The sequence below is a fragment of the Chryseobacterium cucumeris genome, from assembly GCF_001593385.1.
GTDB classification, from domain to species: domain Bacteria; phylum Bacteroidota; class Bacteroidia; order Flavobacteriales; family Weeksellaceae; genus Chryseobacterium; species Chryseobacterium cucumeris.
Genome location: NZ_LUVZ01000001.1, coordinates 479,232 through 503,787 on the forward strand (window position 1 = coordinate 479,232; position 24,556 = coordinate 503,787).

Below are 24,556 nucleotides of genomic sequence, written 5' to 3' on the forward strand. Positions count from 1 at the left end.
TTATAGTTTATTAAGAGATTCCTGAATATTTTCTATGTTTTTATTTAAGAGTGCTTTGTAAACTTCTATTCTTTCGTTGTATCCATCGTCTTTACTTTTTTTAAAATTGTTTAAATCATCTAATAGTCTTAGTTCGTCCTGCATTTTCTGGACAATTTTTTCGAATCGTATTTTCTTGTATTCATCATTGATGAAAAAATACCGTTTCCGCTCATCCATTTTGTTATGATCTACGATAAGCTGGGCATTGAGCAGTAATGAAATACTGGTAGAAACAGAGCTTTTACTCGCAGAGAGCACTTCAACAAACTCGTCAAAAGTAATTCCTACTTTCTCATAGTCGAAAAGAAGGTAGGAATAAATTTTTGAAGCTAAAGGGGGTAAGCTAAACACGGTGCCATAGAATTTTACGGCATCTTGAAAAATTTTTTCATCAATTTCTATACTTTGGTGCATAATATAAAAATTTGAACAAAAGTAGAAATTAGTTCAGAACCAAACGAACAAACCTGATAGAGTTTATAAATACAGGGCGTTTTAAAAATTCAATGAAAGTTGATTTAACTTTTTGATTAAATTATAATCTTCTCAAAAGCTTTTCTCATTCCGTCTTTCAAAAGAACTTCTCCGCAATAAGAATAACCTCTGCCTTCAAGGATTTTCAACATGGCAATATTGTCATGATTGGTATCAACTTTAATACTCTGAATTCCATGGGATTTAGTGAATTCTTCGATCTGATCAAAAAGCTTCTTTACCATTCCCTGTCCTGCAAATTTTTCATCTACAGCCACTCTGTGAACTACAACAAATTCACCATCACTTAACCACGCTCCTTCAATGGTGCTGTAAGCAGGTTCATCATTCAGAATAAGTGCTGCATATACTGCAATCTCTCCATCCACTGTCATAACGTGACCAAATCCTTTCGCAATATCGCTTTCCACTGTCCCGAGATTAGGGTACCCGTTCTGCCATTGGGTACTTCCATCCTGTCTTCTTCTTTCGATGGATTGCTGAATGATTTCCCAAATAATGTTTCTGTCTTCAATTTCCGCTTGTCTTAGTTTAATCTCTGGATTCATGTTATAAAAATTTGATTAAAAGATTGAATGATTTAAGAATTTAAAATCAGAGTTATTGCTTTTCGTTCAATCTTTGAAATATTTATTTTTTGATGGTTTGCAATTAAAAAACCGAAAATTAATTAAAATTAATTTTCGGTTCGAAGTAGTAAAATTTAAAATTATGAAATTGTTTATTGATTTTCACTTTGTTGAAGGTAAGCATCAATAATTTCAAATGCTCTTTTTTCTTCTTCCAGATCTACCATTACCTTCAGCGAAGTGGCTGTTGGCGTAGTGGTAAACGTAAGATAATTATTTTCAACGGTATTTGCAATTTGCGCGTCATCCAATTTAGACTTAACCAACTGAATTTCTGAAGGGTTATCACTTTCATAAACTGATACTCTCGTACTTCTTTCCATATTCTAATTGTTTGAGTATCTAAATATACAATGTTTTTTTTAAAATTACAAATTCCGGATTTTAAATTTTATTAATATTGTTTTCAATTTTGTCTAAAGCAAGCTGGATTTCTTCTTTAGTAACATTCAAGTGAGGTCTGAAACGAAGAGACTGATCCCCGCAAGGAAGAATAATCAATCCGTCATTGAAAAGCTCGTTCATCAGGTGGTTTCTCTGCTCTGCAGTAGGAAGATCAATAGCACACATCAAGCCTCTTCCTCTTGCATTGGAAATTTTATCAGGATATTTTTCAGCAAGAGCTTTTAAGTTTTCCAGTAAGAAATCTCCAACTACTCTTGCGTTCTCAACAAGATTTTCTTTCTCAATCACTTCCATTACCAACTGGAAACGAAGCATATCGATAAAGTTTCCTCCGAATGTTGAGTTGATTCTTGAACTTTCCCTGAAAACATTGTTCGGAACCTGATCAAATTTTTCCTTATTAGCCAGCACACCACAAACCTGAGCTTTTTTCCCGAAAGAAATAATGTCCGGTTTTGCTGTGAAATGCTGGAAAGCCCACATTTTCCCTGTAATGGCAATCCCTGTCTGAACTTCATCAAAAATAAGTAAGATTTCGTTATCATCACAGATTCTTCTTAATCCTAATAAGAATTCGTCTCTGAAATGATTGTCACCTCCTTCAGCCTGAATAGGTTCAATGATAATACAAGCCACTTTATCAGGGTGCATCAAAATAGCCTCTTCAATCTGAAGTAAAGCAAGATTTTCGTTTTTGATAGTTTCTTCAAGGTTCTCTTCTGTGATGGGAAACTTTAATTTTGGATTTAAAATTCTCGGCCAGTTAAACATTGGAAAATATTGATACTTTCTTGGGTCAGAAGTATTGGTTAGGCTCAAAGTATAACCACTTCTTCCATGGAAAGCCTGTTTGAAGTGGATACAGATTCCAGCTTCAGTGTCTAATCCTTTTTCAAAGTTTTTGCGGGTTTTCCAATCGAAGCATGCTTTCATTGCATTTTCAACCCCCATTGTTCCGCCTTCAATAAAGAAAGCATATTGTAATTCTTCAGGGATAACCACTCTTTCGAATACCTCAAGGAAATGAGCGTATTCTTCCGAGTAAACGTCAGCCAAAGTAGGTTTATTAACAGCCATTCTTCCTAACCATTCTGATCTTTCAACAAGATAAGGGTGGTTGTATCCGATGGATGCAGATGCAAACATAGAGAACATATCCAGGTATTCTCTGTCTGTCAGTTTATCATAAAGCCATGATCCGTGTGACTTTTCAATATCCATCACAAAATCGAAACCGTCTGCCAACACATGTTTTCCTACTGTTTCTTTTACTTTATTTGCTTTTATATCTAATGTGTGTTCCATAATAAATTGTAGTGTGATTTAATAAATGAACGATTAAATGATCCAAAAATGAAGCCTTTAATCATTCAGGTTATTAAGTTTTATGTTTTTTGAGTGCTTTAAGTAAAGCTTTTATAAATCAAATTTAATTCCCTGTGCCAAAGGAAGTTGCGCAGTGTAATTGATAGTATTGGTTTGTCTTCTCATATAATACTTCCAGGCATCAGATCCTGACTCTCTTCCACCACCGGTTTCTTTTTCACCACCGAAAGCTCCACCAATTTCAGCACCGGATGTTCCGATATTGACGTTGGCAATACCACAGTCTGAACCAGCATGAGAAAGGAACAATTCTGCCTCTCTTAGATTCTGGGTCATGATCGCAGAAGATAATCCCTGAGGAACATCATTCTGAATAGCGATCGCTTCTTCTAATGTTTTGTATTTGATCAAATATAGGATTGGTGCAAAAGTTTCGTGCTGAACAATTTCATAAGAATTTTTCACTTCCGCTACGCAAGGTTTCACATAGCATCCGGATTCGTAATCTTTACCAGATAAAACTCCGCCTTCAACAACGAATTTTCCACCTTCTTTTTTACATTTTTTGATGGCTTCTTCGTATTGGTTTACAGCATCAGTATCAATAAGCGGTCCTACATGGTTTTTCTCATCCAATGGGTTTCCGATTTTCAGCTGACCATAAGCTTTTGTCAATCTTGTTTTCACTTCATCATACACACTTTCATGGATAATCAGTCTTCTTGTCGAAGTACATCTTTGGCCCGCAGTTCCTACAGCTCCGAAAACAGCTCCGATAATTGACATATCAATATCAGCTTCTTTTGTAATAATGATCGCATTGTTTCCACCCAATTCAAGGATAGACTTTCCGAATCTTTCAGCTACTTTAGAAGAAACCATTCTTCCAACTCTTGTAGATCCAGTGAAAGATACCAGCGCTACTCTTTTATCATCTACCAGTTTCTGCCCGATTTCGTGGTCCGATACCAATACACTTGAAATTCCTTCAGGAAGATTATTTTCCTTCAAAACTTCCATCATGATATTCTGGCATGCAATAGCACAAAGCGGTGTTTTCTCAGATGGCTTCCAAATGGTAACGTTACCACAGATCCATGCTAATGCAGTGTTCCAGGACCATACGGCTACCGGGAAGTTGAATGCGGTGATAATCCCAACAACTCCCAGCGGATGGTATTGCTCATACATTCTGTGTCCAGGTCTTTCAGAGTGCATAGTGTACCCCTGAAGCTGTCTTGAAAGTCCAACTGCAAAGTCACAGATATCGATCATCTCCTGAACTTCACCAAGACCTTCCTGTAATGATTTCCCCATTTCATAAGAAACAAGTTTACCAAGGTCGTCTTTATATTCTCTTAATTTTAAGCCCAGCTGTCTTACCACCTCTCCTCTTTTGGGAGCGGGAATCAGCCTGAATTCCTGAAATGCCTTTTGAGCAGTTTCAATTACTTTGTCATAATCACTTTCTCCGGAAGTTTTTACTTTAGCGATCAACTTTCCGTCTACAGGAGAAATGCTTTCTATCACCTTTCCTGAAGCGAAATATTTTCCGCCCACTGAAGTCCCTTTGTTCTCTTCTTTGATACCAAGATTTCTAAGTGTTTTTTCAATTCCGAAATCCTTTACTTTTTTTGACATAAAATCTTACTTTTCGTTCTCTCTAAAGATAAAAATATTATGTGAACCTCAAAACTTTAATTTTTAACAGGCTTTTTATTTGGACTAATTACAAACATGCTTATCTTTGTAGGGTAATCTTTTTGATAATCACCAATGGAAAATTCACAAGAAAACAACTCAAAGCTTAAAAAGTGGTTCAAGCGTGTGGGATGGGCTGGATTAGCTTTCTTTACCATAAAAGGCTTGATTTGGCTGGTCATATTCTACGTTGGAGCAGATAGTCTCCAGAGTTGTATACAATAAAAAAGCAGAGAAATTTTCTCTGCTTTCTTTTTGACATAAGCTTAATCAAATTATTATTTCTTTATTGTAAAGCCAAAAAAAGAGGTCTTTTTTATATTTTCTGTAATTTAAAAAAAGGAGGTTATCATAATTTTCTATGGATCTGCCTCCCAAAAAGATTACTCTTCTTCCTCAATTCTTTCCTTTCATTTACTCTTTCTTCTTCCTCCCTGCGTTGACCAGGCTCTGATGCAGCAGGTATTCTATCTGTCCGTTCACACTTCTGAATTCATCATTGGCCCACTTTTCAAGAAGTTTATAAGTAGACTCATCTATCCTTATCACAAAGGATTTTTTGCCTTTGCTTTCCGAAGAGTTCTGAGCTTTTTCTGATTTCATTTTCTAAATTCTCTAACATTATTTCTGACTATTTTAGTGTAAAAGCTATCTGCACTAAAATCTAACTATTAATTGTTCACTTCTTAATTGTAAAGTGTTCCTGCATTTAATATGGGAGTTGCTGCTTTTTCACCGCAAAGAACCACCATTAAATTGCTTACCATTGCCGCTTTTCTTTCATCATCAAGATCTACGATATTTTCTTCCGAAAGCTTTTTCAATGCAAGGTCTACCATTCCTACAGCTCCTTCCACAATCTTTGTTCTTGCAGCAACAATAGCCGTTGCCTGCTGTCTCTGAAGCATTGCTCCCGCAATTTCCGAAGCATAAGCCAGGTGAGAAATCCTTGCCTCCTGAATCACGATTCCTGCCTTTGAAAGACGGTCTGTAAGTTCCTGCTCCAAAATAGAATTGATTTTATCTCCTCCTTCTCTTAATGTAATCGGAGCATGATCATCTTCTAAATTATCATAAGGAAAGCTCATCGCCAAATGTCTTACGGCAGCCTCACTCTGCATTTTTACAAAGTCTGAATAACGCTCCACATCAAAAGCCGCTTTATAAGTATCTCCTACTTTCCATACAATTACAACTGCAATTTCAATAGGGTTACCCATTTTATCATTGACCTTCAAAGTCTGACCTTGCAGATTTTCGGAACGTAAAGAAATTTTTTGTGATGAATATAAAGGATTGATAAAGAATAATCCGTTCTCTTTTACACTTCCCACATATTTTCCAAAGAAGTTTAATACTCTCGAATGGTTAGGCTGAATAATCATTAACCCTTTTAAGAAAAAGCACGAAAGAAGAAAGCAAAGCATAGAGATAACCACATAGGCTATACTTTGATCTACTCCACTCACAAAGAAGTATACTGCTGCAATAAACAAGGCCAGGCAAATGACCAATGTAAGATAACCCGACATGGGTTTTAATGTTTTTTCCATGATTGAATTTTAATTTGATATTATTTTGATATCATAAAGATAGTAATGAATTTTGAATTATGAATGATAAATTTTGATTTTTTTGAGGTGCGAGTTTTGGGATCCGGGAATTTTTAACTAATGCAAAGTTCGGAAGGTTGATTTATTAGGATGTCTTATATTTTTGTTCACAAAGCCAATTCGTTTAGCTAAGACCGCTAGTTCTTTGCTGAGTGAAACGCCTTTTCGAACGATATTTTATCCCAAAATCATTGCGAACCTTAGGTTAACAACTCATCCCAAATCCAGCAACAATAGAAATAAAAAAATCCCGGAAAGTGAATTCCGGGATTTAAATTTATATGTTCAGATCGTTATTTCTTTGTTAAAGCTTTAAACTTTATATAAGAAACAACTGATAAAATAATCATTGTTGAGATTCCGATGTATACCCAGGCTGGTACAGGTACCGGATCTCCCGCTGCGTATGAGTGAAGTCCGCTCAGGTAATAGTTTACTCCAAAATAAGTCATTACCATTGAGCAGAATGCAAACATTGTTGCTACGTGGAATGCCCATCTGCTTCTCAATCCCGGTACTAATCGCATGTGCAGTACAAATGCATATACCATGATGGAGATGAAAGCCCATGTTTCTTTCGGATCCCAGCTCCAGTATCTTCCCCATGATTCGTTCGCCCAGATTCCTCCTAAGAAGTTTCCTACCGTTAAAGCAAATAATCCGATGGTTAATGACATTTCAGAAACAATTACCAATTCCTTCAATGTAGTATCGTGGTGAATTTTATACGTTTCTTTATTGGAGATAATATAGAATACTAATGAGATCACCGCAATAATCATCGAGAGTGCGAAGAATCCGTAACTTGATGTAATAATAGCTACGTGAACAATTAACCAGTAAGATTTCAATACCGGAACAAGTGGTGTAATCTGCGGATCAAGTGCTGAACCTCCGTGGGCAAATCCCATCATGATAACAGCTACCATAAATCCTGCTGCAGGAATCAATGCATTGGCATTTCTGTACAGGATTAAACCTGCCGTAATACCTACCCAGGAGATAAAGATAATTGCTTCGTATCCGTTACTCCAAGGAGCGTGTCCTGAGATATACCATCTTGCAACAAGTCCTAAGAAATGACACAGATATCCAATTAAACCAATCGCAATGATTACTTTAATTGCTTTATTTAATACTTTATTTGATTTGAATAATTCAACAAAACCTAATATAAGAAGAAGACCGCCGATAAGCGTGTAGAAGATCAATAATTTGAAGTTAATATCTACCTTATTCATAAATACTTCAAGATCTACTTTGGATTTAGCAGGAACAACTGCTTTACCCCATTTCTGCTGATAGTCTGAAAGCTTTTTCAATTCTGCATCTGCTTTGCTCCAGTCACCGGTTTTTTGTGCCGTAAGCGCTTCTGCAAAATAAGGTCCCATTACCTGCTGAGATTCCATATCCGGTTCGAATTTCTGATCCAGCCATGAATGCCATGTATGGTTGGCATCATTTTTCACAGGAACAATTCTCATAAACTGACCGCTGAAAAACTCATTGAAAATCTGTACTCTTTCGTTTACAGCAATTACTTCTTTATCGTAGTTCGTTTGTTCAGCCGGTTTTTTACGGAATGCGGTGTTGTAATCATGCTCAAGAATATAAGTAAGATTACCGTTTGCATCTGCAGGGAAAAGGTTCATCAATGAAGTATAACCATCTTCATCTGCTTTTGTTTTATTCTTCAGTTCATCACCTCCTTTAGTTCCTACTTTAATAATAGGAACCATTGTCCAGCTCGGAGTATCTGTATTGATAGAAAGGAACCATTGGTTGGCTGTAAGAGATTTTCCGTCTGTTCCTTTAAATTCGTCTTTCTTGTATAATTTTCTTAAAATATCGATTGCCTCTGTATTGATAGGAACAATTCTTCCTTCAAAGTTCTGAACCAAAAGATATCCGAATTTATCAGCATGTTCTTTGCTGATTTTGTTTCTTGCAATGATTTCATCGGGAGAAATAGATCTCATTTTCCCCATTGGAGTTGCCAGAGAGTTCTGCTTTGGAGCAGCACCGTCAAGCGGCTGGGCAGACGGAGCCGGAGCGTGAGAATGGTTATCTCCTTCCACGTGAATATGTTCTCTGCTTCCGTCGGTAGTTCCGTGAGTTTCGATTTTTTGTGCATGTAAACCTAAACTTAAGAACAATAAAAGTATACCTGCTGCTTTCTTTTTATTCACGTCAGCCAGCATTTTATTTAATTTCCAGAAATGAGTTCCTTTCCAGAAGAAAATGACAAACATTCCAAGGAATAAAAGTCCGTATCCGATGTAAGAAATCAATGTTCCCCAGTAATCGTGATTTACGGAAAGAACGGTTCCCATTCTGTCCGGATCAAAACTCGACTGGAAGAAACGGTATCCTTTATGGTTAAGAACGTGGTTCATATAGATTTTATAAGGAGTTTCTTTACCTTCGTCAATGATTTTTACGTGGCTTTCATAAGCACTCGGAGATGAACTTCCAGGATATGTTTCCATCACGAAATCATCCAGTTTCAATGCGAAAGGGGTATTGTACACTTTAGGTCCGAAACCTACCATGATGTTTAAACCATCCATCGTCACCTGCTTGTAAGCATTCGGGTTTCCTTTTTCAACAGAAAGATCTACAATTTGTTTTGTTTTTGGACCCTGAAGCTCAATCTGAAGCATATCAGGAACGTTAGCATCTTTCTTTCTGTCGCCTTCAATAGCCATCAGTCTTCCTTTTTTAAGACCTTCAGGTACTACCAGCTTCAGTTCGTTAATGGTATATAAACTCCTTAATGCCAAAGGTTGGAATTCATCTTTCACTGTAGTTCCTGTTGCCTGAGTAGCCATGGTCATATAGCTTGCATCTACAGGAGTTTTGATGAATAATTTTCCGCCTTCATTTTTGAATTCAACAGCACCTTCAATAGCTCTGTTGAATGTCACCAAAGTACCGTTGATGGATTTTGTTTCTCCCGGTTTGATGTAAATGTTCTGTCTTCCGGTATTTCCGGTAGAAACCAAATGAAGATACTCAGCACCATTTGGCTCAGCTACAAGGCTGTCTTTTTTTCTTTGGATGTATTCCTTGGCAAACACTTTCACTTCTTTTCCGTGGAAGTCATAAGTTGCTTTGAAATCTTTGTGTAACGGAGACATCAGATAAGGAACATCCTGATAATTCAGTACATCACCCTTTTCTTCGATCTGAATTTTAAAGAAATTTTTATCGGTTACGATTTCGTTGGATGTCTCACCTTCTCTGATGTGCATTTGTCCTTCGAAACTGATGTATCTGGTGATGGCACCACCGATAAAAATAAAAACAAAGGCAAGGTGGAAAACAAGAACCGGCCACTTATCTTTTTTCCACAGTCTGTATCTTCCGATATTTCCTATGAAATTGAGAATCAGTAAGACCATGATCAGTTCGAACCATTTAGCCTCATAAATTAATGCTTTTGCTGTAGGAGTTCCGTAGTCGTTTTCTAAGAACGTTGCATAAGCCATCGCGAATGCGTACACCAGCAACAATACAGCCATTGTCCTGGTTGAGATAAGAATATCTTGGAGCTTCTTCATGATTTATTGTACTTGACATGCAAAAATAAGCATGATAAACCACAAAGAGCTTAAAAAAAGCTGTTTTTTATCACTTTGGCCTTGGTTTTGCTTATTTTGAAACGTTCTTAATAAGCCCAGAAACATTAAGAAAAATTCAATTTCTAATTCCGAAAAGATATAGATTTATAAAAACTATTCTGATGATTGAACCCTTCTATATGAAGGTGAAATAAAACACTGTAAAACATAGGTTTATAGCTAAACTTTGATATAAAAATCAAATCCCTTCAGCCAATCAATAATTTTTTTCTGATCTTACTTAAAAACTCATGGGTAATTCCCAGATAGGATGCTACCTGCTGCTGGGTAATCCGTTGTTCCAATCCAGGATACTTTTCAAGGAATTCAAGATATCGTTTGTCTGCTGTTTTGCCCGTTAAGGAAAGAATTCTTCTCTGCAACGCTACCGAAGATTTCTGGTTCATGATTCTGAAAAGCTTTTCTATCTGTGGCATTGTTTTATACAGATTTTCTTTATCTTTTCTAGAAATCATCAAAACTTCACTGTCTTCAAGGGCTTCAATATTGAGAATACTGGGAACGGTATTGATAAGACTGTCAATATCGGTGATCCACCATCCTTCTACCGCAAAATAAAGGGTTTGTTCCAATCCATTTTCATTCAGGTAATAGACCTTGAAACAGCCAGTCAAAACAAATCCTTCAAAATTACAATAGTCGCCTTCTTTGAGAACGATTTCTTTCTTTTTAAACTTTCTGTATTCAAAAGGTTTTGTAAACTGGTTGAAATCCTCCTGGGAAAGATTTACATAGTTACTGATATTTTTATAGAGCAGATCGGGCATTCTGTAATTTAAACAAAATAAAGGTATCAAAATTATTGACACCTTTATTGAATTAAGTGATGTTAAGTCGTTTTTATATATAAGCAATAGAACTTCAATTTTTGTTGGGTAAACGTAAAGACGCAAAGTTTTACCATACATATTGTTTATTTTAAGACGCAAGAAAATCGAAGATTTTCAGCAAGATAACCTGTTTTAAATTTTTATTGGAGATAAACATTTTTTACTATCATTTTGTGCCCTTTCGTATCCAAAGAAGCCTACTTGCTTAAAAATTCATTTGTATTCATTACGAGGGCATACAGGTTTCCAAGAGCAGAAATCCCTGCTAAAAAGGATCTTTGAACTTCTTCAGCCTTTATCACTTCCCCATTCAGTTCACGGTTTCCGGTGGCTGTGGCATCACCGATAATGATATTGGTAAACCCGAAATCGAAGGCAGCTCTGGTGGTAGATTCCACGCAGACATCTGTCATCATTCCTGTAATCACCAGATTTTTAATGGTCTTTGACTGAAGATAATTCAGAAGATCAGTCTCTCTGAAGCTGTTGGGAAAGTGCTTGACAATCACTTTTTCATCTTTCTCCGGCAAAACCAGATGATTGATTTTAGCTCCATCTGTACCTGGAAGGAAAAACGCTGCACCCTCATTGGTAGAAATATGCTGGATGTGAATAACAGGAAGATGATTGTTTCTGAAATATTCTAAAATCCCTCTGGTGTTTTCAGCGGCCTGTACACTTTTTTCCAGCGTCATTTTTCCGCCCGGGAAATAATCATTTTGTACGTCGATAATTAATAGTGCCGTGTGTTCCGTTTTTTGTTGTTGTGCATTCATTGTAATCATTGAAATTAATATCAGACAAGAGGTCAGTATAGTTTTAAATTTATTTTTCATGAGTAAAATTGTATAGGTCAAAATTACAGAGGTCTCATGGCCTGGCCTTTGAACTAGTTCAAAAAACACTATTGACATCTAAAAACTTAATATTGTTAATTTTTTTCGTACTCATCGGTTTAGAACGAAAATTTTATTATCTTTTTAAAGAAAAACTATTGACAAACAGTTAATATAATTTAACGGTATCAGATTTGGATAAGCAAAAAAAATAGCCTTATTTTATTCTGTCATAAAAGAAAATATTTTTAAAGTAAAAATTTTAAATAACCTTTATAAAAGCGGGATTACCAAAATGTTTTTTGGATAAAAAAGATTCATTTAGTGTTGAATAAAACATTAAATTTGCGACATTGATATTATGGATAAAAAGACACAAAAAAAACCGACTGAATCGCCTGAAAAAGGCAGAATCTTATCTAAGCCACGTATTTTTTTCGGGCTTACTTTTATACTTTTATCGGCTGTTCTTGCATTCTCATTCGTCTCTTATCTGATGAACTGGAAAGCAGATCAAAGCCAGGCCGGAACCATGCTGGACAAAAGCATAAAATCTTCCAATATCTTTGGTAAGGTAGGTGACTGGCTTGGAAATATTTTCATTTTTGAAAGTATTGGTATTGCTTCATTTATCATTGCATTTTTGTTCCTTGTAGTGGGAACACTGATCCTTAAGAAGAAAATCTTCAAACCGTGGAAAACGATCGGCCACTCTTTATTTTTCATCTGCTGGCTTCCTATTTTTATGGGGGCACTTACGAAAGGCCAGGGTGTTTTAGGCGGTGTTTATGGATATCAGATCATGGACTATCTTAACTCCATCATCGGAGCAGTAGGCCTGTGGACGGTATTAGCAGCAAGCATTCTGCTCTATTTTATTCTTGAATTCAATCTTCGTCCAAGTTCTATCAAAGCGAAACTGGATAAAATCAATGAAAATACGATCGGAAAAGTAAAATCTATGATGCCGGACTCTAATGATGATTTTGAGGCTGATGAGGAATTGAAAGAGGAAGCAGAGGAAGCGGAAGAAGAGACGCTTTCCAGAGTTACGGTGAGTGATGTTGCCAACAAGCCCGTTACAACTCCTGTCAGTACAATGAAAGAACCAGAACCTGTAAGTGCTCCGAAAGGATTCCCTGAAGTTCCGGTTTCAAACGAGATAGAAACTATTACAACACCCAACCATACTTCTTTTGAAGCAGAGCCAAGAGATGTTTCTCAACAGGTAAGCTTAAACCTTTCTACCAAGCCCATTGTTCCGGTTTCCAGCCCGGAGGAAGCATTTGATATCAGACCTTCCGCTCCGTCTCCGGCAGTAACAACAGCTCCGGCACAGGAAAACATTAAATTCAATGTAGAAGTGGCACAGGTGGTTGATGTTCTGGATGATTCTGATAAAAAGTCTCAGGAACTGGTAGAAAAGCATGGTTTATATGACCACAAGCTAGATCTTGCCAACTTCCAGATGCCGCCTGTAGACCTGCTGAAAGATTACGGAAATGAAGAAATTTCTATCAATAAAGAAGAATTAGAAGAAAATAAAAATAAGATTGTTGGACTTCTGAAGAATTTCAACGTTGGAATCGCAGAGATTAAAGCTACAATCGGGCCTACAGTTACACTGTATGAAATTGTTCCTGAAGCAGGAATCAGAGTAGCAGCGATTAAAAAACTGCAGGATGATATTGCATTGAACCTTTCTGCATTAGGAATCAGAATTATCGCGCCAATGCCAGGAAAGGGAACAATCGGTATTGAAGTACCAAGAAAGAATCCTACCATGGTTTCTATGCGTTCTGTCATCGCTTCTCAGAAATTCCAGAATACAGATATGGACCTTCCGGTAGTTTTCGGAAAGACCATTTCCAACGAAATCTTCATGGCTGACCTTTCAAAAATGCCTCACTTATTGATGGCAGGAGCAACAGGTCAGGGTAAATCTGTTGGTATTAACGCTATCCTTACTTCCCTTCTTTATAAAAAACATCCGAGCGAACTGAAATTCGTCATGGTAGACCCTAAAAAAGTGGAACTTTCATTATATTCTAAAATTGAAAGACATTACCTGGCAAAACTACCGGATGCAGAAGAAGCCATCATCACAGACACCAATAAAGTAATCAATACACTGAACTCTCTTTGTATTGAAATGGATACCCGTTATGATCTTCTGAAAAATGCTTTCTGTAAAAACTTAAAAGAATACAATAAGAAGTTTACGGAAAGAAAATTAAATCCTGAAAACGGGCACCGTTATTTACCGTATATCGTATTGGTAGTAGATGAGTTTGCAGATTTGATCATGACGGCAGGAAAAGAGGTTGAATTACCGATTGCCAGACTTGCACAGCTTGCCAGAGCCGTAGGAATCCACCTTATTGTAGCTACACAGAGACCATCCGTAAACGTAATTACAGGGATGATCAAAGCCAACTTCCCTGCAAGAGCTGCCTTCAGAGTAATTTCCAGTGTTGACTCCAGAACCATCCTTGATTCTCCAGGAGCAGATCAGCTCATTGGTAAAGGAGATATGCTTTATTTCAACGGAAATGAGATCCTGAGACTTCAGTGTGCTTTTGTAGATACTCCGGAAGTGGAAAGACTGGCAGAGTTTATCGGAGAACAGAAAGGATATTCTTCAGCATTATTACTTCCTGAATACGTATCTGAAGATTCAACAAGTACAGTAGGTGCTTTTGACCCGAACGAAAAAGATGCTTTATTTGAAGAAGCAGCAAGAATCATTGTTTCTACGCAACAGGGATCTACCTCAATGCTTCAGAGACAATTGAAACTGGGTTATAACAGAGCCGGAAGAATTATGGATCAGCTGGAAGCAAGTGGTATCGTTGGAGGCTTTAACGGAGCAAAAGCAAGAGAGGTTCTGATCAGTGACCTTCATTCTTTGGAACAGTTTTTGGAAGATCTGCGTAGTTAAAGGAAAAACACATCGTTTTAACCTTAAGAATTAAAGAAAATCTAACGATTATTAAATTAAGAAAATGAAAAATATTATTTCAAAAGTTATATTGGGAAGTTTTGTTGTAGGTGCAGTAGGTATGGCCAACGCTCAGAAGATTGATGCTAAAGCTAAAAAGATATTGGATGATATTACAGCCAACTACAATTCTAAAAAGAATTCTTACTTCAAATTTTCTTTTGGAAGCGGTCTTAACGGGCAGGTAACAAAAACAGAACCTGGTATTTATTACGTAGCAGGAGAAAAATACAAACTGAAGATCATGGATACAGAGCAGATCTTCGACGGGAATAAAATTTACAACATCAACGCCGATGATATGGAAGTAACTATTGCTAAACCTAACGGAAGCAGTACCATGTTCTCCCCTATCAACTACCTTACAACCTATAGAAACGATTATAACGTAACATACAACGGTAAGAAAGTGGTCAATGGCGTGAATGCTGACTTTATTAAACTGACCCCGGTAAAAGCGAACGGAATAAAATACGTATACCTTTTTGTAGATTCAGCGAAAAAACAAATGGTAAAACTGGAACAACATGGAAACAACAAAGATGTTGCTGTAATTGCGATTAAAGAGTATAAAGAAAACCAGGAGCTGGATCCTAATATGTTTGTTTTTGACAAAAATAAGTTTAAAAACTACATCGTTACAGAACTTTAAAAAGCTGAAAGTGAATTCGCAACTATGTAAATTTACTTTTAACGTTAAAAAAATAACAAAATATAAAAAGCCACAAGTAAACTTTGTGGCTTTTTGATTAATTTTGGCGCATGTTAAAAATACTAGACCGATACATTATAAAAACCTTCTTTGGACCGTTTTTCTTTATATTCAGCGTATTGTTTTTCATTTTTATTGTAAACATTATCTGGGTACAGTTGGGACAGTTTATGGGAAAAGGATTAAGCTACTGGCAAATCCTTAAACTTCTTTTTTATCTTGGGGTGAACGTCATCAGTATGGTTCTCCCGCTTACGATCCTTCTGGCGAGTATTATGTCGTTTGGTGAATTTGGAGAACGTTACGAACTTGCAGCAATGAAAGCGGCAGGAATTCCTTTGACTCGAGTAATGACTCCTCTTCTTGGGATTTCCACGGCACTTGCCATCATGCTGTTTTTCTTCTCTAATAATATTATTCCGGACTTTCAGAAGAAAGCCAAGAACATGCTTTTCAATATTGCCCAAACCAAACCGGCTATCAACTTTACTCCAGGACAGTTTATTGATCAGATTCCAGGTTATATGGTAAAGTTTGACAAGATCTATGGGGAAAACGGTGAAAATATTGAAGGCGTTTTTGTTCATAAAAAAGCCAATGCTTATGAAAACCAACAATCTGTAGTGGCTGAAAAAGGAAAATTTGTTCCGGCTGTTAACAAGAATTTTCTAAAGCTTGTCCTTTATAACGGCTATGTATTTGAAGATGCTTTTGCCGGAAAAGGTGATAACGTAAGGCTGAAACAACCGGACCAGGCTATTAAATTTGATACATTGGTATCCCACTTTGACATTAGTGAAATCATCAATAAAGCGATCGAAAAAGAACAAATTACGGATGACTACCGTTTCCAGACCTACAACCAGCTTGACGGAACGATTACCAAAACCAAAAAAGACAATAAACAGTTCTTTGATAATATAGGTTCGGAAGTTCTTAACCAGACCAATTCTGTGATTACCTATATGGATAAAGGGAATAAACATAAAGCTGCTCCGAAAACCCAGATCAAACTGGATACGGTAAAAGGTGAAAAAAAACTGGAAATCATTTACAATTCCTATAACAGATTAGACAACCTGAAATCAACACTGGAATCTAAAAAGAATGAATACAGTTCTAACGTAAAATACTTCAGTAAAGTCGTTATTTACCAGCAGAGAATTGTTGCCTATTCTGTGACCTGTATCATCTTCTTTTTGATCGGATCCAGCTTAGGTTCTATCATCAGAAAAGGTGGAATGGGGCTTCCGGTCATCATCGCTATCGTTATTTTCATCATATTTTATGTCATGAATGTCGGGGTGGAAAATATGTCATGGAGTGGGAAAATGAATCCTTATCTGGCAGCATGGCTTCCCAATCTGATCCTTCTTCCTTTTGGAGTCTGGATGACGTATAAAGCACTTACAGATTCGCAACTGTTTGATGCAGAAAAATACAAAGCATTGTTCAAACCTATCACCAAAAGGTTTACCAAAAGTAAGGAACATCAGAGATACCAATAATTCTGATTTTAAAATAAAATTAAAAGCTTCGGAGAAATTCCGGAGCTTTTTTGTTGATTATTATTACAATATTTAATTGATAATGATTTTGAATTTAAAAATTTATATTTGTGGGAATTTAAAACAAAACCATGAAGAAATTACTACTTATTGGCCTGTTCGGTCTTGTATCACTCAATGCCCACGCTCAGGATCAGGATGAGACCGGAATCTACAACGGTGAAAAATACGGCTACATCATTGACAAATCCGGAAAGAAAATTGAAGGTGTTGTACATCTGCACGGCGGCTATTCAAGTCCGTGGCAAAATCAGTTAAAAGTAAAATTTGCAGCCATTGCTGATATTGACAAAGTAAAGAATAAGATAAAATTCAAAACCTACGACACAGACGATATCAAAGAATACATGTTATACGAAGGTGACACTCCAAGGGTTTTCAAGTCGGTAAAATACTCAAACATGAGAGAGGCTCTGAACAGCTCTGAAAGTTCAACGGGATTATCAGCCGGCTTTAAGGCGCTCAACAACCTATCCAGAACGGAACAGTTTGCTGAAGTAGTAGCAGAAGGTAAAATTACAGTTTATAAGCTTTATGGCTATCCTACGGCTCTTTCTGCAAACAGTACTCAGGCCATCACACAGAGAGAAACAGACCGGTTAAGAGAGAATCCCAATTATATCTTTTCAAAGAAAGGAGGAAAAGCTGAAGAATTAACGCCCGCAAAAGCCAAAATTATCTTGGCAGACTGCCCTTACGTAAAAGCAAAAATAACAAAGGGAGAATATGGTTCCCTGAAAAACGAAGAGAAGAAAAGAAGCGGTCTTGGAAAATTCATCCGGGATGAAATCAACAATTCAACGGTGGATAAACTTTCAATTATCAATGAAGTGATCTATGATTATAACGAAAATTGCAAATAAAACAATATAAGGCTTTCAGTTGAAGGCCTTTTTTTATGTCATTAAAATTTTTGTATTTTTATTCACCACCAAACCATTCATTCTATGAAAATCCTAGTTCTGACAGCGGGCTTGCTTCTTTTTGTTTCCTGTAAAAATGAAAAAGATAAAATCATCCTAAAGAAATCCATTTCCAGAGATAGTTCTACTGCAAAAAAGGATTCAGTTAAAACAAATACAACAGAAAAACCTATTGATCAGATTAAAAAAGAATATGCTGTCCTTCAGGCTCAGTTGGAAACTAAAAAGCTGAGTTCTTCAAAATTCAATTATGATTGTAATGATGAACCTTCAGGAGAAGTATTTTTTTATTCTGACAAGGATGGAATTAAAGTGATAGAGCATTTTTATGCAGAACACAGTCATTTTTCGGCATCTGAAAAGTATTTTATCAAAGACGGAAAACCATTTTTTATTTTCAGACAGGAAACCGTATGGAATTTTGATGGTGGCACCCCTGAGAAACCTGTTACCAAAGATGATATTACAGAAACCCGCATTTATCTGCAGAATAACCAGCCGCTGAAATGCCTTGAAAAGAAATACAGCATCAAATCGGATCAGAAAGAAAAAACAGCTCCGGATACGATTCCAGGAAAAGAAATCAGGTGTAATGTGAATGAAATTCTTCAGAGCTACCAATCTCTATTAAAGCATAAAGACCAGAAAGGCTCCAAACAATGTTTATAAAACTAAAGAGATTGACCTTTAAGCCAATCTCTTTTTTATATTTTAAAACTGATAAACGAAAGCATTGATATTCATTCCGGCTCCTACTGAAGCAAATAACACAATATCATTTTTTTTGATTTTATGATGTTCCAGTTCATCCTGCAAAATCATCGTCAGCAAAGAAGGAATCGTAGCCACACTGCTGTTACCTAATTTATGAATAACCATAGGCATGATATTTTCCGGAACCGGTTTTCCATACAGCTGATAAAACCTGTTAACGATGGCTTCATCCATTTTTTCATTCGCCTGATGAATGATAATTTTATTGAGCTGATCAATAGAATATCCACTGTTGTCCAGACATTTTTTCATCGCATCCGGAACATTCACGAGAGCAAATTCATATATTTTACGACCATCCATCTTAATGTATCGGGTATCCGGGCATCTTTCGTTGTTGTAAGATTTTCCAAAATACAGATAGTCTTTTTCTTCAAGGGTATAAGAAGCTGACAAATGGGATTTGATCCCGGCATCATCATCCTGATTTACTTCCAGAACAGCTGCTCCTGCTCCATCCGCATAGATCATACTGTCTCTGTCGTGGATATCTACCACACGGGAAAGTGTTTCTGCTCCAATAACCAGGCATCGCTTCGCTATACCGGATTTGATAAACGCGTGAGCCTGAATTACCCCTTCAATCCATCCCGGACATCCGAAAAGAACATCATAGGCCACACAGAAATTATTTCTGATTCCCAATACATGCTTCACCCTTGCAGCAAGGCTGGGCACCGTATCAGACTGAACCGTTCCGAAGCGAACATCCCCAAAATTATGGGCAAATATAATATAGTCTAATGTTTCAGGATCGATTCCTGCATTTTCTATAGCTGCACGCGCCGCAATGACGCCCAGATCTGAAGTGACCTGTGTACTATGTGCATATCTCCTTTCTTCAATACCTGTAATCTTTTTAAGCTTATCCGTAATGGAAGCGTTATTCTCCTTTAATAAAATCCCTTCTTCATTAAGAAAAATATGTTTATCAAAAAATAAATTGGTTATTGTTTCCGATGGGATATAATTTCCTACCCCGATTATTTTTGTCATCATTATAGTATCTGTTTCCTGTTTTTTAATTGAACGTCAGGAATAATTCATTAAATATAATGAATGAACGTAAATACTTCACAATATAGTATAGAATAAGAATGCATTGCATTATAAAAAGTTAAATAAAACAGCAAAAAAACAAAAAAAAAGAGATCTCCTATAGGAAATCTCTTTATTATTTTTCAAAACTGAAAATTATACTTTCATAATTTCAGCTTCTTTTGTCTTAAGATGCTCATCGCAAAGTTTAACGTATTTATCAGTATAAGCCTGGATTTCTTCTTCCACGCCTTTTACTACATCTTCAGAAACTCCTTCCAGCTTTTTAAGTTCTTTCAAACCGTCCTGTCTTGCATTTCTTACCGTTACTTTAGTGTTCTCAGTTTCCACTTTAGCCTGTTTTGCAAGCTCTTTTCTTCTTTCCTCTGTTAAAGGCGGAACATTAAGGATAATGTTTTCCCCGTTGTTAGAAGGTGCAAAACCTAAGTTGGAATTGATGATTGCTTTTTCAATCGCATTGATTGCCGTTCTGTCCCAAGGTTGAATAGAGATTGTCATTGCATCCGGAACAGAAACATTCGCAACCTGGTTGATAGGAGTCATTGCTCCGTAGTATTCTACCATTACATCCTGAACCATTGTCGTAGAAGCACGTCCTGCTCTAATTCTTTGAAATGCGTGATCCAGGTGCTTTACAGCTGCATCCATGTCTTGTTTTACAGATTCTAATATAAGATCTAATTCTTCCATTATTATAGTATAGTTTGATAAATTACACATCTATTAATCCATCTGAATACCAATCAATTAAACTAAAAACGCTGTCAAAATCAGTGTTTTCTTACTATTTAAAATTCCTTTTTGCTATTCAGTGCTGCAAAAATAATGATTATTTCCATATTCTGGTAAGACTGCATTCTGTATTTTGTGAAAACGTTGATATTTTTAAATAGGACACTATATAGAATTATTTTGTTTTGTCCATGAAACCTACTATATCTTCAGCAGTAATTTCCATGTTCATTAGTTTTTCTGGCAGTTATACCAAAAAGCCCTCTCAAAGAGAAAGGCTGTAAATTATTTCATTTTTTGCATTGCAATTTTTGCTATCTCAACTTTATCCTCAGGTATTCCTTCTCCTATAAGATTAGCTTTACTTCTTTGCATGTCAATCTCCACTAATAGTTCTAACCCGTCAAGATCATCCTTAGCCCTTCGGAGTCTTTCCCTAATTTGGTTCTTAATCTCTTCCTCTGCTTTTTCGTACAACATCCTTTCAATTTCTGAACTATGTGACCTTTTGTTTACTGTTCTAAATTTAACAATCATATTTAATATGTAGCATTTGAGCTGTTATCTCTAATATAATGAATCACCATTGAACTACAAACAGTTATGAAGTATTTTTTACAATTTCTTTTGCGTAAACTGACATTTCTTTAATTTATTCCTCTTGCATCTTATCCACGCTAATCTATACTTCAACCGAAAGTAAAAAAACTCCAGGTACAAATACCTACCGAATATTTTGGTTATTTCTACTTAGTGTGATATCATTTTTTATAACGTCCTTTACTCTATTCTTTTAAACGAAACGTCGGCAGGTATTTCAAACGGAAAACTTGCCGTAATAAACGGAAAGTCTTGGAGAAGACATTTTGCAGAAATGAACAATTATAAACTAATTTAAACCAATCACATCATGACAAATCCATCTTTAGATGCCTATCAACAAGTTTTCGGTATGGCAGGTCTTGCCAACCGTGCCGGAGGCTACAACGGTTTTGGTATCCAACTGCAGCAACAGCTTCAGTATGATTTATCCTATTATTTTAACAATGTTCCTCCGGTTAAAATAATGGATCAGAAAATACCTTCCATAGCTAATCCTTCAGCAGTAGCGGAATTAGGAAACTGGGATCTGGTCTGGGGCCCTGCTCTGATCGAAGAAAAAAATGAAAAGGGAGTTCCTACTGGTGTTGCAGATAATGCATTATATGTCGTTAAGTCTAATGCTGTCGCATTTCCGGGAGGTCCTACATTGCCTACCTACGTTGTGGCTATTGCTGCCACTAATCCTTCCTCTCTTTACGATTGGGAAACAGAAGATTTCTCAGTAGCAGAAGTAGTAAACTGGACCACTTACAATCCTTCCAATTTCGCTCCATCAGCTTATAATGGCACTGATCCTTATATTTCGAAAGGAACTGCTACTGGTATAAGTATCCTTCTCGGACTTGAAAGTCCTCCATCTGCTGCTTCACCCAATACCACACTGCAACAGTTTTTGGCAGGCTTAAATCCGGATCCAAGTACCGCCATTATATTTTGTGGGCACAGTCTTGCCGGAGCATTATCTCCTACCCTCGCCCTTTACCTGAAAGAGAATAAAGACCTGGATGCTTTTGGGATAACACTTGTATATCCTACTGCTGGACCAACGCCGGGTGAGGCTGCATTTGCCAACCTGTTCAACAGTAAATTCCCGCCATTACCTCCGGGATGGCAGCAGCAGACAGGTACTTATCAAAGCTGGAACACCATGCACTGGAATGATCTGGACGTTGTTCCTCATGCATGGCCGGTATCGGAACTGGGAAAAATAGCAACTATTTATGGTCAGGCTCCTACCTATATGACGGCAGCCTTATTAAACGCTTTACAAAAGATGGCGATTGCTGATTCTTCAAATTCAGGAGCCAGTTATACAAGAATACAGAACCAATCGCTCCCAGGTCAGCTCCAACACTCAAGCGCCTCCTCGGTGAGCATCAAGACACCTCCTGAGTCTTTGCAGGACTACATGCTTCAGTTATCAGTACAGCATGTGGGGATGTATAATGGTATTCCTGCGGAAGGATCCAATCCACAGGTAGAAGGACTTATTTTATCACAGCCATTACCAAAACCAAAGGTGAAGCTGGTACCGGGAGTAACTGCTGTCACCGAATTGGAGATGATTCTAAAAATAATCGATCAGATCATCGGATGGATTTCTTCCCGTTATGTTTTGGTTGAAAAGGAAAATGCCAAACAGAATGTTGAAGCAGACAAATAAATACTTAAAACAATCATTAATAAAAAACACCTGTCACAATTACTGTAACAGGTGTTTTTATATTTTTTAGAACTTATATTGATTATAAATTAACCAAAGTACCTACATTTTCTCCGTCTACGATTTTTTCTAAATTTCCATCTTTGTTCATATCGAATACAATGATTGGCAATTTATTTTCGTGGCTCAAAGTAAATGCAGTCATATCCATTACTTTAAGGTTTTTCTCAAATACTTCATCAAAAGATAATGAATTGTATTTTACAGCATTTGCATTCTTTTCAGGATCGCTGTCATAGATTCCGTCTACTCTTGTTCCTTTTAAGATTACATCAGCCCCGATTTCGATCGCTCTTAAGGTAGCCGCTGTATCAGTGGTAAAATAAGGATTTCCTGTTCCGGCTCCGAAGATCACTACTCTTCCTTTCTCAAGGTGTCTTACTGCTCTTCTTTTGATGAAAGGTTCAGCTACTTTATCCATTTCGATAGCCGACTGAAGTCTTGTTTTGATTCCTGCATCTTCCAATGCGCCCTGTAAAGCCATACCATTGATAACAGTAGCAAGCATTCCCATATAATCTCCCTGCACTCTGTCCATACCTTTTGCAGCTCCTGCTACCCCACGGAAGATATTTCCTCCTCCAATCACGATCGCTACTTCACAGCCTTTTTCAACTACCTTTTTGATCTCAGATGCATATTCCTGCAGTCTTTCGTTGTCAATACCGTATTGTCTGTTTCCCATTAAGGCCTCACCGCTCAGTTTCAGAAGGATTCTTTTATATTTCATCTTTTATTTTTAAGTAACTTTTTATTAGTACGGGTTTCCCCGGAATTTGATTTTGCAAATATAATCATTAATGATATTGATAAAAGAAAAATATTTAAATAGAAATAATGTAATAAATATTTTGAAAAGTACGAAAAAGGATTATTTTTGCATTAATTATAAATTGAGTTGAAGAAAATTATCATTTTTTCATTATTTCTATCAGGAATTGTTTCTTATGCGCAAACGGGAACAAATGTCTATCCGTTCTTAAATGTACCTGTATCTGCAAGACAGGCTGCTTTGGGCGGAGATGCAATTTCGGTAAGAGATTATGATGTTTCCTTTGCTATTGCAAACCCTGCCCTTTTAAATAAAGATTCTGACAAACAGCTTTCTGTAAACGCAACGGCTTACCTTGCCGACTCGAAATACGGAACGATTGCTTATGCCAAAGACTTTGAAAATGGCCACATGGCTACCATCAATGCAAGGTATATGAGCTATGGAAGTATTCCGCGGACAGATGAAAGCGGTTTTGAAAACGGAGAATTTAAAGCTTCAGATGTAGCGATTGGCGCAGGCTATGCCTACCAGTTTGAGGAAGACTGGACGATTGGTGGAGGGCTTAATTTCATTACCTCAAAAATTGACAACTATACTTCTTCCGCCATCTCAGGAACAGCGGGAATTACCTATCATAATAAAAAGAATAAAGAAGTACTATCACTTGTGATGAGAAATTTTGGTTTCCAGCTGAAATCCTTTAACGGAACAAGAGAGAATCTTCCGTTCAGGGTTGATCTGGGATATACCAAAATCATCAAGAATTTTCCTCTTGCCATCACCATTACCGCACATGATCTTCAGAAGTTTGATATTTCTTCAGAAGAAAACCTGGACGGGCAAAAAGTGGGTGCCGGCAGAAAGATCGCAGACCACTTTTCTTTGGGAGCAGAATTGTTTCCGGAAAAGAATTTCAATATCAGACTGGGATATAATGTAAAAAGAGGAAATGAACTGGCTGTTGCAGATCAAAGAAACTTCTCGGGACTTTCTGCTGGATTTGGAGTTAAAGTTTCCAGATTCCGTATTGATTATGCCCACGTGAGATATCACAACTCTTCGAACGTCAATCAGATAGGAATTTCCATGGACCTTTCCAGCCATAGAGGAGAATAATCTTCCTGGCCGGAAATTTCTTAATTATTCTGAAATTTTCTTACTTCTT

At 36.9% G+C, this 24,556-nt stretch carries 22 protein-coding genes; 7 read left to right on the forward strand and 15 right to left on the reverse strand.

Features of this window, described 5'->3' with window-relative positions; translation table 11 throughout:
- The 11 genes from A1704_RS02170 to A1704_RS02220 form a co-directional block, all read right to left on the reverse strand.
- Positions 1–456 (reverse strand): hypothetical protein, encoded by a 456-nt coding sequence (locus tag A1704_RS02170; RefSeq protein ID WP_034694378.1) that lies wholly within the window; start codon positions 454–456, stop codon positions 1–3.
- 116 nt (positions 457–572) lie between these two features.
- Entirely contained in the window at positions 573–1,085 is a 513-nt protein-coding gene (locus A1704_RS02175) for a GNAT family N-acetyltransferase (protein WP_062670043.1), read from the reverse strand.
- Positions 1,086–1,258: 173 nt separating this feature from the next.
- Entirely contained in the window at positions 1,259–1,489 is a 231-nt protein-coding gene (locus A1704_RS02180) for a DUF2007 domain-containing protein (protein WP_062670045.1), read from the reverse strand.
- A 61-nt stretch (positions 1,490–1,550) separates the two neighbouring features.
- Positions 1,551–2,876 carry an L-lysine 6-transaminase gene (gene lat / locus A1704_RS02185; protein ID WP_062670047.1) on the reverse strand — a complete coding sequence of 442 codons (1,326 nt, stop codon included), beginning with the start codon at positions 2,874–2,876 and terminating at the stop codon, positions 1,551–1,553.
- 111 nt (positions 2,877–2,987) lie between these two features.
- Positions 2,988–4,538, reverse strand: coding sequence for an L-piperidine-6-carboxylate dehydrogenase (gene amaB, locus A1704_RS02190; protein WP_062670049.1), 1,551 nt, complete (start codon positions 4,536–4,538; stop codon positions 2,988–2,990).
- 56 nt (positions 4,539–4,594) lie between these two features.
- On the reverse strand, positions 4,595–4,780 hold the full coding sequence (locus A1704_RS24785) for a hypothetical protein (RefSeq protein ID WP_157885742.1): 186 nt from the start codon (positions 4,778–4,780) through the stop codon (positions 4,595–4,597).
- Between the two features lie 232 nt (positions 4,781–5,012).
- Positions 5,013–5,201: a hypothetical protein gene (locus A1704_RS02200; RefSeq protein ID WP_034694367.1), complete on the reverse strand. Its 189-nt coding sequence runs from the start codon at positions 5,199–5,201 to the stop codon at positions 5,013–5,015.
- 83 nt (positions 5,202–5,284) lie between these two features.
- Entirely contained in the window at positions 5,285–6,151 is an 867-nt protein-coding gene (locus A1704_RS02205) for an SPFH domain-containing protein (protein ID WP_062670051.1), read from the reverse strand.
- A gap of 353 nt (positions 6,152–6,504) precedes the next feature.
- Complete coding sequence (gene ccsA, locus A1704_RS02210) at positions 6,505–9,774, reverse strand: cytochrome c biogenesis protein CcsA (protein ID WP_062670053.1); 3,270 nt, start codon at positions 9,772–9,774, stop codon at positions 6,505–6,507.
- A 269-nt stretch (positions 9,775–10,043) separates the two neighbouring features.
- Positions 10,044–10,622 carry a Crp/Fnr family transcriptional regulator gene (locus A1704_RS02215; RefSeq protein ID WP_062670055.1) on the reverse strand — a complete coding sequence of 193 codons (579 nt, stop codon included), beginning with the start codon at positions 10,620–10,622 and terminating at the stop codon, positions 10,044–10,046.
- A gap of 260 nt (positions 10,623–10,882) precedes the next feature.
- Positions 10,883–11,521 carry a cysteine hydrolase family protein gene (locus A1704_RS02220; protein WP_082798685.1) on the reverse strand — a complete coding sequence of 213 codons (639 nt, stop codon included), beginning with the start codon at positions 11,519–11,521 and terminating at the stop codon, positions 10,883–10,885.
- 361 nt (positions 11,522–11,882) lie between these two features.
- Between A1704_RS02220 and A1704_RS02225 the strand changes: the two genes are divergently transcribed.
- The 5 genes from A1704_RS02225 to A1704_RS02245 all read left to right on the forward strand — a co-directional run bounded on the left by A1704_RS02225 (position 11,883) and on the right by A1704_RS02245 (position 18,394).
- Positions 11,883–14,462, forward strand: a complete 2,580-nt coding sequence (locus A1704_RS02225) for an FtsK/SpoIIIE family DNA translocase (protein WP_062670057.1) — start codon at positions 11,883–11,885, stop codon at positions 14,460–14,462.
- A 64-nt stretch (positions 14,463–14,526) separates the two neighbouring features.
- Positions 14,527–15,174 carry a LolA family protein gene (locus tag A1704_RS02230; RefSeq protein WP_047431065.1) on the forward strand — a complete coding sequence of 216 codons (648 nt, stop codon included), beginning with the start codon at positions 14,527–14,529 and terminating at the stop codon, positions 15,172–15,174.
- Between the two features lie 110 nt (positions 15,175–15,284).
- The gene (locus A1704_RS02235) at positions 15,285–16,742 is read left to right on the forward strand and encodes an LptF/LptG family permease (protein WP_062670059.1); all 1,458 of its coding nucleotides are present in this window, start codon (positions 15,285–15,287) and stop codon (positions 16,740–16,742) included.
- Between the two features lie 131 nt (positions 16,743–16,873).
- Complete coding sequence (locus tag A1704_RS02240; RefSeq protein WP_062670061.1) at positions 16,874–17,665, forward strand: hypothetical protein; 792 nt, start codon at positions 16,874–16,876, stop codon at positions 17,663–17,665.
- Positions 17,666–17,749: 84 nt separating this feature from the next.
- A complete protein-coding gene (locus tag A1704_RS02245) occupies positions 17,750–18,394 on the forward strand; it encodes a hypothetical protein (protein WP_062670063.1) in 645 nt (214 codons plus the stop codon).
- Between the two features lie 42 nt (positions 18,395–18,436).
- On the opposite strand, the gene A1704_RS02250 is transcribed toward A1704_RS02245, so the two are convergent.
- From A1704_RS02250 to A1704_RS02260, 3 genes are all read right to left on the reverse strand, one after another.
- A complete protein-coding gene (locus tag A1704_RS02250; RefSeq protein ID WP_062670066.1) occupies positions 18,437–19,498 on the reverse strand; it encodes a 3-oxoacyl-ACP synthase III family protein in 1,062 nt (353 codons plus the stop codon).
- A gap of 195 nt (positions 19,499–19,693) precedes the next feature.
- Positions 19,694–20,248 carry a ribosome recycling factor gene (gene frr, locus A1704_RS02255; protein WP_034694343.1) on the reverse strand — a complete coding sequence of 185 codons (555 nt, stop codon included), beginning with the start codon at positions 20,246–20,248 and terminating at the stop codon, positions 19,694–19,696.
- Between the two features lie 327 nt (positions 20,249–20,575).
- On the reverse strand, positions 20,576–20,827 hold the full coding sequence (locus A1704_RS02260) for a hypothetical protein (protein WP_062670068.1): 252 nt from the start codon (positions 20,825–20,827) through the stop codon (positions 20,576–20,578).
- A gap of 373 nt (positions 20,828–21,200) precedes the next feature.
- Between A1704_RS02260 and A1704_RS02265 the strand changes: the two genes are divergently transcribed.
- Positions 21,201–22,556 (forward strand): lipase family protein, encoded by a 1,356-nt coding sequence (locus A1704_RS02265; RefSeq protein WP_062670069.1) that lies wholly within the window; start codon positions 21,201–21,203, stop codon positions 22,554–22,556.
- 82 nt (positions 22,557–22,638) lie between these two features.
- Here A1704_RS02265 and pyrH read toward each other — a convergent pair whose 3' ends face one another.
- Positions 22,639–23,346, reverse strand: coding sequence for a UMP kinase (gene pyrH, locus A1704_RS02270; RefSeq protein WP_062670071.1), 708 nt, complete (start codon positions 23,344–23,346; stop codon positions 22,639–22,641).
- A gap of 168 nt (positions 23,347–23,514) precedes the next feature.
- Between pyrH and porQ the strand changes: the two genes are divergently transcribed.
- The gene (gene porQ / locus A1704_RS02275; RefSeq protein ID WP_062670073.1) at positions 23,515–24,507 is read left to right on the forward strand and encodes a type IX secretion system protein PorQ; all 993 of its coding nucleotides are present in this window, start codon (positions 23,515–23,517) and stop codon (positions 24,505–24,507) included.
- Positions 24,508–24,556: the final 49 nt, after the last annotated feature.

Bases quoted from the DNA above. Each gene is read 5' to 3' on its own strand.
- A1704_RS02170 (WP_034694378.1), bottom strand. From the start codon at position 456: ATGCACCAAAGTATAGAAATTGATGAAAAAATTTTTCAAGATGCCGTA.
- A1704_RS02175 (WP_062670043.1), bottom strand. From the start codon at position 1,085: ATGAATCCAGAGATTAAACTAAGACAAGCGGAAATTGAAGACAGAAAC.
- A1704_RS02180 (WP_062670045.1), bottom strand. From the start codon at position 1,489: ATGGAAAGAAGTACGAGAGTATCAGTTTATGAAAGTGATAACCCTTCA.
- lat (WP_062670047.1), bottom strand. From the start codon at position 2,876: ATGGAACACACATTAGATATAAAAGCAAATAAAGTAAAAGAAACAGTA.
- amaB (WP_062670049.1), bottom strand. From the start codon at position 4,538: ATGTCAAAAAAAGTAAAGGATTTCGGAATTGAAAAAACACTTAGAAAT.
- A1704_RS24785 (WP_157885742.1), bottom strand. From the start codon at position 4,780: ATGACCAGCCAAATCAAGCCTTTTATGGTAAAGAAAGCTAATCCAGCC.
- A1704_RS02200 (WP_034694367.1), bottom strand. From the start codon at position 5,201: ATGAAATCAGAAAAAGCTCAGAACTCTTCGGAAAGCAAAGGCAAAAAA.
- A1704_RS02205 (WP_062670051.1), bottom strand. From the start codon at position 6,151: ATGGAAAAAACATTAAAACCCATGTCGGGTTATCTTACATTGGTCATT.
- ccsA (WP_062670053.1), bottom strand. From the start codon at position 9,774: ATGAAGAAGCTCCAAGATATTCTTATCTCAACCAGGACAATGGCTGTA.
- A1704_RS02215 (WP_062670055.1), bottom strand. From the start codon at position 10,622: ATGCCCGATCTGCTCTATAAAAATATCAGTAACTATGTAAATCTTTCC.
- A1704_RS02220 (WP_082798685.1), bottom strand. From the start codon at position 11,521: ATGAAAAATAAATTTAAAACTATACTGACCTCTTGTCTGATATTAATT.
- A1704_RS02225 (WP_062670057.1), top strand. From the start codon at position 11,883: ATGGATAAAAAGACACAAAAAAAACCGACTGAATCGCCTGAAAAAGGC.
- A1704_RS02230 (WP_047431065.1), top strand. From the start codon at position 14,527: ATGAAAAATATTATTTCAAAAGTTATATTGGGAAGTTTTGTTGTAGGT.
- A1704_RS02235 (WP_062670059.1), top strand. From the start codon at position 15,285: ATGTTAAAAATACTAGACCGATACATTATAAAAACCTTCTTTGGACCG.
- A1704_RS02240 (WP_062670061.1), top strand. From the start codon at position 16,874: ATGAAGAAATTACTACTTATTGGCCTGTTCGGTCTTGTATCACTCAAT.
- A1704_RS02245 (WP_062670063.1), top strand. From the start codon at position 17,750: ATGAAAATCCTAGTTCTGACAGCGGGCTTGCTTCTTTTTGTTTCCTGT.
- A1704_RS02250 (WP_062670066.1), bottom strand. From the start codon at position 19,498: ATGATGACAAAAATAATCGGGGTAGGAAATTATATCCCATCGGAAACA.
- frr (WP_034694343.1), bottom strand. From the start codon at position 20,248: ATGGAAGAATTAGATCTTATATTAGAATCTGTAAAACAAGACATGGAT.
- A1704_RS02260 (WP_062670068.1), bottom strand. From the start codon at position 20,827: ATGATTGTTAAATTTAGAACAGTAAACAAAAGGTCACATAGTTCAGAA.
- A1704_RS02265 (WP_062670069.1), top strand. From the start codon at position 21,201: ATGACAAATCCATCTTTAGATGCCTATCAACAAGTTTTCGGTATGGCA.
- pyrH (WP_062670071.1), bottom strand. From the start codon at position 23,346: ATGAAATATAAAAGAATCCTTCTGAAACTGAGCGGTGAGGCCTTAATG.